Origin of the sequence: Bacillus sp. SIMBA_154 (genome assembly GCF_046536015.1) — a bacterium.
GTDB lineage: Bacteria > Bacillota > Bacilli > Bacillales > Bacillaceae > Bacillus > Bacillus pumilus_P.
On the sequence record NZ_JAWJBV010000030.1, the window covers coordinates 1 to 13,288 of the forward strand.

General features: G+C 42.4%; 10 protein-coding genes, 4 tRNA genes, 1 rRNA gene and 1 pseudogene. 9 read left to right on the forward strand and 7 right to left on the reverse strand.

Annotated elements, in window-relative coordinates:
- The 3 genes from rrf to R0K30_RS20380 all read left to right on the forward strand — a co-directional run.
- Positions 1-108 (forward strand): 5S ribosomal RNA (gene rrf / locus R0K30_RS20370); the annotation flags it as partial.
- A 42-nt stretch (positions 109-150) separates the two neighbouring features.
- Positions 151-225 (forward strand) — tRNA-Asn (locus R0K30_RS20375).
- A gap of 1 nt (position 226) precedes the next feature.
- A tRNA-Thr gene (locus tag R0K30_RS20380) sits at positions 227-299 on the forward strand.
- Between the two features lie 131 nt (positions 300-430).
- Here R0K30_RS20380 and R0K30_RS20385 read toward each other — a convergent pair.
- Positions 431-787 carry a tyrosine-type recombinase/integrase gene (locus R0K30_RS20385; RefSeq protein WP_410612535.1) on the reverse strand — a complete coding sequence of 119 codons (357 nt, stop codon included), beginning with the start codon at positions 785-787 and terminating at the stop codon, positions 431-433.
- A gap of 414 nt (positions 788-1,201) precedes the next feature.
- Here R0K30_RS20385 and R0K30_RS20390 point away from each other — a divergent pair, with 414 nt between their 5' ends.
- The 4 genes and pseudogenes from R0K30_RS20390 to R0K30_RS20405 all read left to right on the forward strand — a co-directional run bounded on the left by R0K30_RS20390 (position 1,202) and on the right by R0K30_RS20405 (position 5,142).
- Positions 1,202-1,384, forward strand: coding sequence for a hypothetical protein (locus R0K30_RS20390; protein WP_106056583.1), 183 nt, complete (start codon positions 1,202-1,204; stop codon positions 1,382-1,384).
- Entirely contained in the window at positions 1,374-2,342 is a 969-nt protein-coding gene (hag, locus tag R0K30_RS20395; RefSeq protein ID WP_410612537.1) for a flagellin Hag, read from the forward strand. The genes R0K30_RS20390 and hag overlap by 11 nt, the downstream gene beginning before the upstream one ends.
- A gap of 333 nt (positions 2,343-2,675) precedes the next feature.
- A pseudogene (locus R0K30_RS20400) lies at positions 2,676-4,115 on the forward strand (SulP family inorganic anion transporter).
- A 61-nt stretch (positions 4,116-4,176) separates the two neighbouring features.
- Positions 4,177-5,142: a bile acid:sodium symporter family protein gene (locus R0K30_RS20405; protein ID WP_410612539.1), complete on the forward strand. Its 966-nt coding sequence runs from the start codon at positions 4,177-4,179 to the stop codon at positions 5,140-5,142.
- Between the two features lie 38 nt (positions 5,143-5,180).
- On the opposite strand, the gene R0K30_RS20410 is transcribed toward R0K30_RS20405, so the two are convergent.
- The 6 genes from R0K30_RS20410 to murQ are packed head-to-tail and all read right to left on the reverse strand — an operon-like array spanning position 5,181 to position 12,913.
- On the reverse strand, positions 5,181-6,428 hold the full coding sequence (locus tag R0K30_RS20410) for an exo-beta-N-acetylmuramidase NamZ family protein (protein WP_410612541.1): 1,248 nt from the start codon (positions 6,426-6,428) through the stop codon (positions 5,181-5,183).
- Between the two features lie 11 nt (positions 6,429-6,439).
- On the reverse strand, positions 6,440-8,359 hold the full coding sequence (locus R0K30_RS20415) for a glycoside hydrolase family 3 protein (RefSeq protein WP_410612543.1): 1,920 nt from the start codon (positions 8,357-8,359) through the stop codon (positions 6,440-6,442).
- Positions 8,360-8,372: 13 nt separating this feature from the next.
- Positions 8,373-9,728 carry a penicillin binding protein PBP4B gene (gene pbp4b, locus R0K30_RS20420; protein ID WP_410612545.1) on the reverse strand — a complete coding sequence of 452 codons (1,356 nt, stop codon included), beginning with the start codon at positions 9,726-9,728 and terminating at the stop codon, positions 8,373-8,375.
- Positions 9,729-9,741: 13 nt separating this feature from the next.
- Positions 9,742-11,121, reverse strand: coding sequence for a PTS transporter subunit EIIC (locus tag R0K30_RS20425; protein WP_410612547.1), 1,380 nt, complete (start codon positions 11,119-11,121; stop codon positions 9,742-9,744).
- Positions 11,118-11,987: a MurR/RpiR family transcriptional regulator gene (locus R0K30_RS20430; RefSeq protein WP_230031193.1), complete on the reverse strand. Its 870-nt coding sequence runs from the start codon at positions 11,985-11,987 to the stop codon at positions 11,118-11,120. Before R0K30_RS20430 ends, R0K30_RS20425 begins: the two co-directional genes overlap by 4 nt.
- A gap of 14 nt (positions 11,988-12,001) precedes the next feature.
- Positions 12,002-12,913: an N-acetylmuramic acid 6-phosphate etherase gene (gene murQ, locus R0K30_RS20435; protein ID WP_256499227.1), complete on the reverse strand. Its 912-nt coding sequence runs from the start codon at positions 12,911-12,913 to the stop codon at positions 12,002-12,004.
- Positions 12,914-13,132: 219 nt separating this feature from the next.
- On the opposite strand from murQ, the gene R0K30_RS20440 reads away from it, so the two are divergent.
- Positions 13,133-13,207 (forward strand) — tRNA-Glu (locus R0K30_RS20440).
- A gap of 6 nt (positions 13,208-13,213) precedes the next feature.
- Positions 13,214-13,286 (forward strand) — tRNA-Val (locus R0K30_RS20445).
- Positions 13,287-13,288: the final 2 nt, after the last annotated feature.

The following is a 13,288-nucleotide window of genomic DNA, read 5'->3' on the forward strand; positions in this document are numbered from 1 at the left end:
CGATAGCGAAGAGGTCACACCCGTTCCCATACCGAACACGGAAGTTAAGCTCTTCAGCGCCGATGGTAGTTGGGGGTCTCCCCCTGTGAGAGTAGGACGCCGCCAAGCTTTTTGCTTATATCCTTCCAATGGAAGAAGTTACTTTATCATTCCGCAGTAGCTCAGTGGTAGAGCTATCGGCTGTTAACCGATCGGTCGTAGGTTCGAGTCCTACCTGCGGAGCCATGCTTCCATAGCTCAGTAGGTAGAGCACTTCCATGGTAAGGAAGAGGTCAGCGGTTCGAGCCCGCTTGGAAGCTTTCCTCTAAATGTTGATCTGACAGGGTTTCTCGATGATGAGAAGGCTTTTTTTATGTCCTTTTTTATTTGCTTGGTGACAAATTGGGGACCAATTATCGAATTTGCAATAAGTTTGTTAAAGCATCCGCCACTAGACCGTATGTGTATACGTATCAAGAGTTGTTTTAACATACGCATGACCTAAACGCTGAGAGACAGATTTAATATTAAACCCAGGTATATGCCGATTTGATTTAGTAGCATGAGTATGACGCATATCATGCAAATGAATTTTCTTATATCGAGCCTTTTTGCGAATCGCTCCCACCATGTATTTAAATTTGAAAAGGTAGTTGAGAACGCACAATGCTAATTCGTCCAGCTGAAGACAGAGCAAGGCATTCCATTGGCCAACGTTGTGCCACATATAAGAGATGGAACGGATCGAAGACAAAAGCAGCTCTTCAAAAAGCATTGAAAAAATGAAAAAAGTAAAGCCCCTGACCATAGAGAACAGGGGCTTTTTTGATGTTTATTTTTCATCGTTTGAAAATGCGTGAAGCTGCAATTCTTTTGCATTTGCAACTTTCATTGTTCTTCTTTTGAAGTGAATCCTTCTCTCAAAATCCTTTTTCTTTTCTCTGTTACTTTATCGAGTGTTTTTAGGGTATGTGAAAAAGTGTTGTTTCCACACGGTTTTACACTAATCATGTTTCTCCCCTGTTTTCGTAAAATGTCATTTTTATTTTACTTAATATTCCACAAAACGCAGTTGATTGAATTTTATCATCCCTATGTGCTTTTTAAATGTGTCGAATTTGTGAAATTAACAATTTCCACAAACTAAAATTTATGGTAGGTCTGTCTATAGTAGGTAACACAATACTCATTGTTATGGTGAGCATTAAAAGAAGGAGATTTCATGATTATTGCCATAACTGGTGTTACATATGGTAGTAAAGTTAGAGAGCCAAAAGGTGCTCTGCATTACTACTATACACATGCCTTAGAAATAGGAAATTCTAAGGAAGAGCTTCTCATCCAAATGGACTTGACAGATAAGCTCGAAAAAAATTACACGGAGGTAATAGGAAATGAGAATTAACCACAATATCGCAGCACTTAACACTTTAAACCGTCTGTCTGCAAACAACGGTGCGAGCCAAAAGAACATGGAGAAGCTTTCTTCTGGTCTTAAAATCAACCGTGCAGGAGATGATGCAGCTGGTCTTGCAATCTCTGAGAAAATGCGTGGACAAATCCGCGGATTAGAAATGGCATCTAAAAACGCACAGGACGGTATCTCTCTTATCCAAACAGCTGAGGGTGCTTTGACTGAAACTCACTCAATCCTTCAACGTGTACGTGAATTAGTGGTTCAAGCTGGAAACACTGGTACACAAGATAAAAACACAGATCTTCAATCTATTCAAGATGAGATTGAAGCTTTACAAGAAGAAGTTGATGGAATTTCAAATCGTACAGAGTTTAACGGTAAAAAATTATTAGATGGTACTTTTAAAGGAATTCCAGGAACACCAGCAATTCCGCCGACAGATCCAGATGACCCAGATACAGGTACATCTGAAGTCCCAGCAAGTGGTAATGCTTTAGTGTTCCAAATCGGTGCTAACGCAACTCAACAAATTTCAGTTAATATTGATAAAATGAGTACTGATGCATTAGGAGTTAAAGATGATGATGGTAATGTTGTAGCCAATCAAGCCGTTAAAAACATCGATGCAAGAAAATTTGCTGACAATGATGCAAAAGCAGATGATGTTGGTTTTGATACTCAACTAAGTATTGTTGATGCAGCTATTAATCAAGTATCTGCTCAACGTGGAAAACTTGGTGCAGTACAAAACCGTTTAGAGCACACTATTAACAACTTGGGTGCATCTGCTGAAAACTTAACTGCTGCTGAGTCTCGTATCCGTGACGTTGACATGGCAAAAGAAATGAGTGAGTTCACTAAGAACAACATTCTTTCTCAAGCGTCTCAAGCTATGCTTGCACAAGCGAATCAACAGCCACAAAACGTACTTCAATTATTACGTTAATAAACCAAAAGCCCCATTTATATATAGGGGCTTTTTTTGTTTGTTTTAAAATGTTGGACTTGCTCAGTGACAAATAGAATCATGAAAATGGAATAAATCGATTGATAAGGAAGCTTTGTATCAATTTTCTACACATTCCTTCTTTTTGTGCTTGATTCCTTAGTTCCTTTCTTATATTCTTACTAAAGTGATGATTATCCTCTCTAACAAAAGACTCTGTACGTTCCTCTTTTTCCCCGAAAGTGAAGCATTGTTTATTTTCCTTTCTTCATCTCCAGGTTTGATTGATCTTCTTTTCTGTGTACGGTATGTGTATAAAAAGGAGTAGATGGTTTGAAAGATTTATTTGTAAAGCAAGAATGGTTTGGACATGTGCGTCAGGATGTGCTGGCGGGTATTTTAGTGGCTCTGGCTTTAATTCCTGAGGCGATTGCGTTTTCGATTATTGCAGGCGTTGATCCGAAAATTGGGTTGTATGCTTCGTTTTGTATTGCGATTGTGATTTCGTTTGTTGGTGGACGGCCAGGCATGATTTCAGCTGCTACAGGTGCAATGGCCCTGGTCATGGTTAACTTGATTGCAGACCATGGATTGCAGTATTTGTTTGCAGCTACGATTTTAACAGGTCTGATTCAAATTGTATTTGGGTTGTGCCGTGTTTCTCGATTGATGAAATTTATTCCTAGGTCCGTGATGGTAGGTTTTGTGAATGCATTGGCGATTATGATCTTCATGGCTCAGCTTCCACATTTCGTTGGAGAATCAATGGCTATGTTTATGATGACGGGTGGTGCTTTGCTGATCATTTATGTATTGCCGATGATCACAAAAGTAATCCCTTCTCCACTCATTGCGATTATTGTGATAACGATGATTGCTGTATTTGGGCATATTGATGTCAGAACGGTCGGAGATATGGGAGAGCTTCCTAGTTCTTTGCCTGCTTTTCTTATCCCAAATGTGCCGTTTAGCTGGGAGACACTTGCTATCATTTTTCCTTATTCTTTAGCACTTGCGATGGTTGGTTTACTTGAATCTCTTTTAACAGCACAGATTGTAGATGATATGACGGAGACGTCTAGTCGTAAAAACAAAGAAGCGAGAGGCCAAGGAATCGCCAATGTGGTTGCGGGATTCTTTGGAGGTATGGCTGGGTGTGCGATGATTGGTCAATCTGTGATTAATACAAAGGCTGGCGGAAGAGGCCGGCTTTCTACCTTTGTAGCAGGTGCATTTTTAATGGTGCTGATTTTTGTATTGGGTGATGTGGTGGTTTAAATTCCGATGGCTGCTCTTGTGGCTGTGATGATCATGGTTTCGATTGGTACCTTTGATTGGAGTTCATTCCAGCAGCTAAAAAAGAACCCGAAAACAGATTCTATTGTGATGCTTGTCACGGTCGTGACTGTGGTGTTGACTCATGATTTATCAAAGGGTGTTTTTGCAGGTGTGCTGCTTAGTGCGGTTTTCTTTGTGGCTAAAATATCAAAGCTTCATATTACCTCTACAGAAAGCCAAGCAGGTACTTGGGTTTACCGAATTAAGGGGCAAATTTTCTTTGCTTCAGTCACTGACTTGATTTCAGCATTCCATCATGGGAAAGATCTTCAATCCGTTGTGATTGATTTGTCTGAAGCGCGTATATGGGATGAATCAGGCGTGGCAGCAATTGAACGTGTGAAGGAAAAATATCGAGCAGCTGGTGTGCAAGTAGACGTAGTTGGAATGGATACATCTAGTCAAAAGCTTGTGAAGCAGGTGATGGGTTCTTAAAAAGGTCTTTCTGTTTGTTACAATAGAAAAGAGAAGAAAGTGAAGGATGGGGGTGGCCGGCATGCTTATGCGTTTGAACCAAGTGCTCGGCCGGATGATGCCGCTCATTACGCCTATTAGTGTGTTAATTGGTGTATTATTGGCGGCCTATTTAAAGAATTTTGCGTTTTTGGTGCCATGGGTATTTGCCGTTATGACATTTGCAGGGAGTTTGTCTGCTTCTTTTTCAGCTTTAAAGCATACGGTGATGCACCCATTGCCTTTGATTTTATCGTTTATGGTTTTGCATGTATTGATGCCCCTTTATGCTTGGTCAGCGGGGCATTTGATATTTGCGGGTGATTCCATGACGATCACCGGCTTGACACTTGCAATGGTGATTCCGACAGGTGTTTCTAGTTTAATTTGGGCGGCGATGTATAAAGGAAATGTTGGGTTAACCTTATCCATCATTTTAATTGATACACTGCTTTCGCCAATTATCGTGCCAGCCAGCCTGTCACTCTTCGTCGGTACACAGGTTCATATGGATATTGTGGCCATCATGAAAGGGTTGTTTGGTATGGTGGTGCTTCCATCTATTTTAGGAATGCTCGTTCATCAGTTTGCAAAGCCAGCGGTGACGAAAACGATCAGCCAGACCCTATCACCTTTTTCAAAAATAGGCTTGTTTGTTGTGGTCTCGATTAACAGCTCTGTTGTCGCTCCATACTTGCGTGAACTGGATGCCGCCATTTTTAGTAAAGCAGCGATTGTGTTTCTCATTGCGATGAGTGGATATGTCTTTGCATGGTTGATTGGAAAGGCGATGAAATGTACTCAAGGGGAGATTGTGGCCATTGTGTATACAGGTGGCATGCGAAATATTAGTGCGGGAGCTGTACTTGCCACTAGCTTTTTCCCGCCTGCTGTCGCTGTCCCTGTTGTGATTGGCATGCTGTTTCAGCAAGTGCTTGCTGCCTTGTTTGGTTTTTTACTCAATCGTTTTGAGCTGAAAACACCTGCTATGACTAAATCTTTATCATGAAAAAACCTCCATCTCAAAGTATGGAGGTTTTTTGCGAGTTAATAGATGAGATATTTTTTCCGTTTCTTTTCGAACGTTTTGAGATCATGATGATAGCGTTTCATGATGTGTTTGACTGAAGTGCCTTTATTGATTTCCTCTTTGACCCAACCATTCCCGATCAGTTTATCAAAGCTGCCTGTTTGAAGGAACTGAAAGTCATTAGGATACAAATCATGGATCGCTTTGATGATGGATAACCCCGTTTTCACAGCTTCAAATGAAGAGCGGTTTGTGACATATAGCTGCACACCGTGAGAAAGAGTCCCGGCATGTTTTGAAAAGGTAGGGGTGAATGAAACGGGTCTAAATTGAACGCCTTTTAGCTTTAGCTGATTTAAATGATCCGCTAGCTCGTTGCTATTGATATATGGAGCGCCAATGAGCTCAAACGGTTTTGTCGTTCCTCTGCCTTCCGAGACGTTTGTGCCTTCAATTAATCCTGTGGCTGGATATACAAAGGTACTATCAACTGTCGGCATGTTAGGTGAAGGAAGGACGAACGGCAGCTTCGTGTCATCGAACGTCATGGATCGCTTCCAATTTTTCATTTTGATGACTGTTACATCAGCATTGATATGAAACTCTTTGTTAAACATATTTGCGAGCTCCCCAGTGGTCATTCCATGTCTTAATGGTATTGGATAAAGACCCACAAATGAGGAGTGTTCGGGTTCTAATACAGGTCCTTCTACTTTTAGCCCGCCTATGGGATTTGGACGGTCTAGGACAACAAATGGGATATTGTTTTCCTTAGCGGCTTCCATCGCGTAGGCCATCGTGTAAATATAGGTGTAATATCGAGCGCCAACGTCTTGAATATCAAATAGCAGCACATCTACATTTTTGAGCATATCAGGAGTTGGTTTTCTTGTTTTTCCATAGAGAGAATAAACAGGCAGGCCTGTTTTTTCATCGGTATAGGATTCGACGCCTTCTCCTGCTTGTGCATCGCCGCGTACGCCGTGTTCAGGTCCATATAGAGCAGTGAGCTTAATATTTGGATGTTCAAATAGGAGATCGACACTGCTTTTCATGTTTGCATCAATGCCGGTAGGATTCGTAATAAGCCCTACCTTTTTCTCTTTTAGCCATGAGAGATTACTTGAGAGTAATGTTTCGATGCCTGTTTTGACTGCTGCTTTTTTTCCTTTTGTGTCTGTTCGTCCTTGATCTGGGGGGGAGGCGGCGGTCAATGTGCTCATCATGAGAATGCTCGCGAGTATCAAGCTTCCTGTCTTTTTCAAGAGAATCCCTCCTATTTGATCTGTTTCCCTTTCAAGTTGAGCCCATAGCCAAATGGGTAAAGGGTTTGATTCGGATGAGTGACAGATGGGATAGCGACTGGCAATTTCCCTTTAGGTGATGCCGCTCCAAATATCACTTCTAGTCCAGCAGGAATATTCGGTTGGTTGAATTGTCCGTTTGCATAGCCTTTAAAACCGTAAACAGCCAGTAAGGCATCGGCTTCCTCGAAATTAGCAGCATCATATGGGTTTCTAAGACTCATGATGACCATTTTTTTGTTTTGTGATTTTGCTTCTTTCATGACAGCACGAGGGAAGGCGGTTGCCCATTTCTTCGGGTCCTGTACATTGTCATCAATCACGCCATCATTCACAGCTGGGTCATTTTGGACAACGTAAGAGCCGGTAATGACATAGTCAGCATCTTGAATCAGTTTGGCTGTTTCTTTGGAGAAGGTCTTATCTGCAAAAGCGTATGATTGGGTACGTACAGGCTTGATCTTTTTTTGTTTGATCAGAGATTCAATCGTGACAGACATTGCTTTTGTTTGATCTTCATAGGGTGCCATGAGCAAGATTCGGTCATTCTTTTTAGGTTGAAAAGGTAAGGTCTTGTCGTTGTTTTTAAGTAAAGTGATTCCTTCACGGGCCATTTTTTGTTCAGCTTTCCGGTGCGACTTTTTACCAACGAGTTGAGTGGCTTTTTTGATTTTTTTCTCAAGACTTACTGGCTTTTTAGTGGAAATGATGCCGCGCTTGATCTTCAATTGAAGGATTTTTTCGACAGATTGGTTGATCTGAGACATCGGAATTTCGTTTGATAGAACGGCTCGTTTTAAAGCATTAAACACATTTTCTAGGTTTTTCTCGGTTTTTAGAGATGTGACAGGCGCTGGCATGAGGGCAATGTCGACTCCTGCTCTAATGGCCATGACCACGGCTTCTTCCTGTCCGAAGTTATCTGCAATCGCCTTCATATTTAGAGCATCAGTCACAACAACTCCTTGAAAGCCCATCTCTTCTTTTAATAAGTGTGTGATCACTTTTTTAGATAAGGTAGCTGGAACCATGATGTCCTCGCCATCTTTTTTACTTTGATAGGTCGTGTCATCAATGGCAGGAAATTGAACATGAGCGGTCATGACCATATCCGCACCTGCGTTGATTGCTTGTTGAAATGGATACAGCTCAACCTTTTTTAAACGATCTAGGTCATGTTCTACGAGCGGCAAGCCGTAGTGACTATCGACGGCTGTATCACCATGTCCCGGGAAATGCTTTAGTGTGGAAATGGTCTTTTCCTTTTGAAGTCCTTTCATGGTTTGAAGGCCAAGTCTAGTGACAAGTGCAGGGTCAGAGCTAAAGGAACGGACACCTATGACGGGGTTGTTTGGGTTATTATTCACATCAAGAACAGGAGAGAAGTTTGTATTGATACCTAAGGCGTTTAATTCCTTTCCGATGATTTTTCCTGTGTCGTATGCATTTTTCTTGCTTCTAGAGGCACCAATCGACATATTTCCTGGGAAATGTGTTCCCTTTTGTAGTCTTGTGACGATTCCGCCTTCTTGATCAATTGAAATGAGTAAAGGAATATTTGGCGATGCTTTTTGAAATTCATGAGTGAGTTTGACGGTTTGTTTCGTATCAACGACATTCTCTGCAAATAAGATGACACCGCCTAGATGATATTTCTCTACAAGATGGGATACTTCTTGATTCATCTTTGTTAAGCCTGTAGGCGCGGATTCACCTTTTGTTTGCCAATTGCGAAAGTCTGGCATGAGCATTTGGCCAATCTTTTCATCCAGTGACATGTCTTGCACCATTTGTTTTGTGGTTGGAAGAGAGGCAGAGCTAACCTTTTCCGTTGGAATGGAAGAGGTTAGCAGGGCCAAAACCAGAGCAGCGGGGAAGAGAGATTTTAACATCGAATTCCTCCTTTTACTTAAAAGATTCGTAGATTGCGGTCATGATGCTTCCATAAGTGCCAGTTGGGAAAAGGTCACCTTCAAATTGATTAGGATTGATTTCAGGTGAAACGACAGGTGAATGTTTCTTATTCGTCAGCAAAGAGATACCTAGGTTGTGTTTTGGATCAATTAACGTCATCGTTCCGGTCCAGCCTGTATGTCCATAGGCTTCGTTACTTGCATATTTTCCAAACATCCATTCCATGTCAGTATTGCCGTTTTTCCGCCAGCCTAGCCCGTAAGTTGGGTTCGTGTCTGAGGATGTTGTAAAGAGATCGATAGAAGCTTGGTCAAAGATGGTTGTTTTCCCATAGCCTCCTTTGTTGAGCATCAGCTGGAGCAGCACCGCCATATCTGAGGTGTTAGAGAAAAGTCCAGCATGGCCGGAGACACCAGCCATTGAGTAATATGCTTTCTCATCGTGTACTTCTCCTAGCAGGGTGTATCGTCGAATGTTTTCAAAATCGATCACACCATCTCGCGTATTGCCTAAACGTTCAGTTGCTGCAAAATGCTTGGGCTTGAATCCTTTTTGCAGCGGATTGAACATTGTATGCTTGAGACCTAGCGGCCGATAGATCGTAGACTCTACATATTGATCAAGAGGTATTCCTGTTTTTTTCTCGATGATCATGCCTAAAAGCATGTAATCAATATCACTATAAATATGCTGGGTACCTGGGTCGTATTGTAGAGGCACCTTAGGCAGCCATTTCATGGTCGTTTGTCTATCTTGAGAGAAAAAAGAGCCAGCTGCTTCTTTGCTATAAAATAAGACGCTGGATGGGAGTCCGGCAGAATGGGTGAGGAGATCTTTTACCCGAAGCTGATCTTTGCCGGTGACCTTTGCATCTGGTTCATCCTGAAAGTCTGGCAGGATGGATTGTATTTTTTCATTCACATCTAGTTTTTGTTCGTATACAAGCTTTTGCAGGGCATAGTTGGTGGCGTACATTTTTGTATTGGATGCCAGGTCGAACAGCGTGTTCTTTTTCATTTTCTTATACGATTTGAGTTCGTTAGACCCTTCGTATTTTTGCCTGTAGCCATAGGCTTTTTGATGGACGATCTTACCATCCTTGATGATGATGAGCGCGGCTCCTGGAAATCCTGCTTTGATATCGTTTTGAATCATTTGATCAACCTTCCTAAGCTGCCTGGAAGAAAAACCTACTTGTTCTGGTCGTTTTGCTTTTTTTAAGACGGGATATTCTTCAGGTGCTGTTTTAGACAAAGACGATACAGGATGGGAGCTGGTTGCAAATGTTTGTACTGGTAGCCCAAGGAGCATGAACAGACATGTCATCAAAAGAAAACATTTCTTCAAGAGCTAGACCTCCTTATTGATTGGTTTCCTCGAATTCAACAGCCATATCATCATGAAAGCCAAATAAGTATGTGAAGATAAATCCAGCGACATATGCAATGAATAGTCCAATTAAGTAAAGAAGCATTTGATGCGCGTGAACGATAAAGGTTAATGGAAGACCTGATACCCCAATTGCTTTAGTGGCGATTTGGAAGTAGGCTTGAAATGCTCCGCCGATTCCAGCACCGAGACAAGCAGTGAGAAATGGTCTTCCTAGTGGTAGTGTGACACCGAAAATGAGTGGTTCACCAATACCAAGCATTCCTGAAGGAAGTCCACCTGCAATGGCTCTTTTGAGCTTTTTCTTTTTTGTTTTCATATAAATGGCAAATGCCGCACCGACCTGTCCTGCGCCTCCCATAGCGAGAATTGGCAGAAGCGGGTCATCTCCAATTGAATTGATGAGTTCCATATGAATAGGTGTCAGTCCTTGGTGAAGTCCTGTTACTACAAGTGGAAGGAAGGTCGCACCAAGAACAAATCCGGCGAAAATACCGCCCATGTTTAATAGATAATTGAGTCCTGAGGTGATGGCATCAGATATAAATCCGCCGACTGGCATGAAGACGATGTACGTAAAAATTCCAGTAATGAGTAATGTGATGGTTGGTGTGACGATGATATCGAGTGACTGCGGGACGAAGCGTCTAATTCGGGTCTCAACAAAGGCCATAAAGATGGAGGCAAGAAGAACACCGATGAGTCCGCCTCTGCCTGGTAGAATATTTGTGCCAAATAACATAATATCTGCGGAGGCTGGGTTAATAATGAGGATACCAGCTAAAGCGCCTAATGCGGGAGAGCCTCCAAATTCCTTTGCGGCATTTGTTCCGACTAATATCCCAAGATAAGCGAACAAGCCTGAACCAATAACGGTTAAAATGATCGCAGCTTGAGATTTTGCATCAAGCCAGCCCGCTTGCACGATTGCTTTTGTAATACCAGTAATGAGGCCTGACGCAACCAGTGCTGGAATGATAGGGATAAAAATGCTGGCAATCCGTCGTAAGAACAGCTTGAACGGTGTGCGGTTCTTTTGTGAAATGGCTTGCTTGTTTTTTTGTGCTTCGTTGTTCAAGTCAAATGAACCAGAGGCTTTTAGCAGCTGTTCAAACGCACTTGATACTTGGTTGACAACGCCAGTGCCTAAAATGATTTGAAGCGTTTCCGCCTCGACGACGCCAATGACGCCATCAAGTTCTTTGATCGCTGTGATTTGAACTTTTTCATCATCGATCGGTGTAATTCGGAGACGTGTCATACAATGTGTATGGGAAGAGATATTTTCAGAACCACCACAGAGCGAAAGAATATCTTTCGCTAACTGCTGATATTTCTTTTGATGACTCATGTTGAATCCCCCTTTGGTTTTCGTTTCATGGAGCGGATGGCATGCCTTGTCTTGTCAATATACTGCGCTGTCTCTTCATATTGACGGGAAGCTAAACTGAGGAACAAGACATCAATTAAGTAGAGCTGTGCCATTCTAGAGGAAGTGGCAGCACTGCGAAAAGGTGCTTCATTGGAACCGGACGTCGATAGGTGAACGTCACATAAAGCAGAAACGCTTGTATGACCTGGATGCGTTAAGGCAATGGTTTTCACTTGATTTTCTTTTGCGAGCTGAAGGGCTTGAATGATGTCTAACGTTTCTCCAGAAAAGGATATACCGAAAACAATGTCGTTCTTTCCTGCATTTGCGATGACGGTGGATGCGATATGCATGTCAGTAAAGGCTGTGGCTGCATAATTGATTCTGAGAAATTTCTGCTGTGCGTCAGCTGCGACGATGCCAGATGCACCAACACCGATAAAATGGATTTGATTTGCATGTAGCAGCAATTGAACGGCCTTTTCTAAAGTATCTGCATTTAAAATAGAGGCAGTATCCTTAATCGATTGAATCGAGTTTCCTGCTGTTTTTTGAATAATGGATTGAAGTGGTTCATCTTGTTCGATATCTCGGTAGCCTTGTTTATCGTCATGCATTAAGTCTCCAGCAATCCGCATTTTTAAATCGTGATAGCCATCTAGTCCAAGAGATTTACAAAGGCGGATGACTGCAGAGCTGCTTGCACCGGCTGCCTGACTGATCTCGTGTACTGTGCTCTTAATGACTTTGTCAGGATGGGCAAGGATATAGTCTGCAATGATTTTTTCAGATTGGGGGAGCTTTGCTTTCATTGTGTGTATTAGGGTGAGTCCACCTGCTGACATGAGCTCTGCCTCCTTTAGGATTGATGATGTGAGATGGCTTTGTCGATATGACCATTCGCTTTGTTGAGTAAATTCTTGGCTGTTTTCTTGTCTGTGTTTGTTTGGAGCATGACGATGGCGGTTTTGACTTCTAAATCTGCCGCTTCAAGTGTTTTCACGGCTTGTTCGTAGGAAGCGTTTGTCACATGTTGAATGATGGTGATGGCGCGTTCTTTTAATTTATGATTGCTGACTTTTACATCAACCATCAGGTTTTCATATACTTTGCCTTGTCTGATCATGACAGAGGTGGAAAGCATATTTAAAATCATTTTATGAGCGGATGCGGCTTTCATTCGTGTTGACCCGGTGATGGCTTCAGGTCCAACGACGACTTCAATGGCGCAGTCTGCCAGCTCGCTAATTTCTGCTTGTTCATTGCAGCTGAGGGCTACTGTTTTTGCTCCGATGGATCTTGCGTAGTTTAAAGCACCGATGATATAGGGCGTCCTACCGCTAGCGGCAATGCCGACGACAGTATCTGTTGACGTGAGGTGGATGTGTACTAAATCCTGTTTGCCGGCTTCTTCACTGTCTTCCACATCTTCGGCAGCGTGTGAAAACGCGGAGTCCCCACCTGCCATGATGCCTACAATGACATCAGGTGAGACGCTATAGGTTGGTGGACATTCAACAGCGTCCATCACGCCAATTCTGCCGCTTGTTCCAGCGCCTAAATAAATGAGTCTGCCTCCATTCGAGATGGATTCATAGGCGAAGTCACTTGCTGTTTTCACATGTGGAAGTACACGATTGACCGCTTGAGCGACTTTCATATCTTCTTCATTGATCATTTGGAGCATTTCGAGCGGATCTGCTTGTGAAATTCCCATTGTGTTAGGGTTTCTTGATTCTGTTGTCAAAGAACGCAGTTGAGATGGCTGCATGTGACATACCTCCTTATTTCTTCATTTTCAGTATATTGAGTATGATATGAAATTTCAACATTATATTTAAATACTGAAATTATATTTCAAGTAAAATGTCGTGCTGCAAGGTGGTTAATTATTAGAAAATAAAAAAATAAAATTCCCCTTTACAAAAGGGGGACAACCTGTATATAATAACTTTTGTCAGCTTCACGGAAACAGTAAACTTGACAAACTGGCCCGTTGGTCAAGCGGTTAAGACACCGCCCTTTCACGGCGGTAACACGGGTTCGAATCCCGTACGGGTCACCATGATGTGGAGGATTAGCTCAGCTGGGAGAGCATCTGCCTTACAAGCAGAGGGTCGGCGGTTCGAGCCCGTCATCCTCCACC

Bases quoted from the DNA above. Each gene is read 5' to 3' on its own strand.
- R0K30_RS20385 (WP_410612535.1), bottom strand. From the start codon at position 787: ATGGTCAGGGGCTTTACTTTTTTCATTTTTTCAATGCTTTTTGAAGAG.
- R0K30_RS20390 (WP_106056583.1), top strand. From the start codon at position 1,202: ATGATTATTGCCATAACTGGTGTTACATATGGTAGTAAAGTTAGAGAG.
- hag (WP_410612537.1), top strand. From the start codon at position 1,374: ATGAGAATTAACCACAATATCGCAGCACTTAACACTTTAAACCGTCTG.
- R0K30_RS20405 (WP_410612539.1), top strand. From the start codon at position 4,177: ATGCTTATGCGTTTGAACCAAGTGCTCGGCCGGATGATGCCGCTCATT.
- R0K30_RS20415 (WP_410612543.1), bottom strand. From the start codon at position 8,359: ATGTTAAAATCTCTCTTCCCCGCTGCTCTGGTTTTGGCCCTGCTAACC.
- R0K30_RS20425 (WP_410612547.1), bottom strand. From the start codon at position 11,121: ATGAGTCATCAAAAGAAATATCAGCAGTTAGCGAAAGATATTCTTTCG.
- R0K30_RS20430 (WP_230031193.1), bottom strand. From the start codon at position 11,987: ATGTCAGCAGGTGGACTCACCCTAATACACACAATGAAAGCAAAGCTC.
- murQ (WP_256499227.1), bottom strand. From the start codon at position 12,913: ATGCAGCCATCTCAACTGCGTTCTTTGACAACAGAATCAAGAAACCCT.